Origin of the sequence: Flavobacterium flabelliforme (genome assembly GCF_017948675.1) — a bacterium.
Classification (GTDB): Bacteria; Bacteroidota; Bacteroidia; order Flavobacteriales; family Flavobacteriaceae; genus Flavobacterium; species Flavobacterium pygoscelis.
Genome location: NZ_JAGFBU010000028.1, coordinates 1 through 730, shown reverse-complemented (window position 1 = coordinate 730; position 730 = coordinate 1). Strand labels below are relative to the sequence as shown.

The 730-nt window shown below is 31.8% G+C and carries 1 protein-coding gene; it reads right to left on the bottom strand.

The window, feature by feature from the left end; translation table 11 throughout:
• Window positions 1-41: 41 nt before the first annotated feature.
• A partial coding sequence (locus tag J3S90_RS15720; RefSeq protein ID WP_210646976.1) for an IS3 family transposase occupies window positions 42-730 on the bottom strand: 689 nt, incomplete at its 5' end.

The window sequence follows — 730 nt, the reverse complement described above, 5'->3', positions numbered from 1 at the left end:
TGTAAAGTCCTGAAATAGGTTGACACATTTTTACTGTGTTTTCAATTCAAATTTAGATAAATAATTTCTTTATTCCTACGATAGGATTTGTATGGAATGTTAGCCTTTATATGAACACTAACAGGAGTTCTACCGTTTAAGCTGTTATGTGGTCTAAGTGTATTGTAAATCTTTACAGCGCGTTTTACCATTTTTACTGCTATTGTTTTATTTGGGATAGTTTGGTTAAGTCCAAATTCATATTTCAATGTTTTGTTTAAACGTTCCGCTAACGCATTTTCATAGGGATCATATTGTTCAGTCATACTTATAATAATTTCGTTATCCTGTAACATTTTCACATATTCTGGCCAGCAGTAATGGAATCCTCTGTCGGAATGGTGTATTAATTTTCTATTTGGATATTTTCTATTTTTAAGAGCCATCTTTAAAGCTTCTATTGATAAAGAAGCTTTCATGTTTGTAGCTACATGAAAACCCATTATTTGTTTAGAATAAGCATCTGTTACGAGTGCTAAATAGGCATTTTTTCCATTAAGACGCAAGTAAGTAATGTCGCTTACCCAGAGTTCTTCTGGTTGATTAGGTACTTTATTTTGTACCAAATTTTTCCATTTTGTAAATAGATGATTAGAGTTTGTAGTTCGTGTAAAATTGCGTTGTTTGGGTACCAATAGGGCATGAGCTCTTAGAAAATCAAAGAAATTATCACGTCCGATTTTGATGTTTT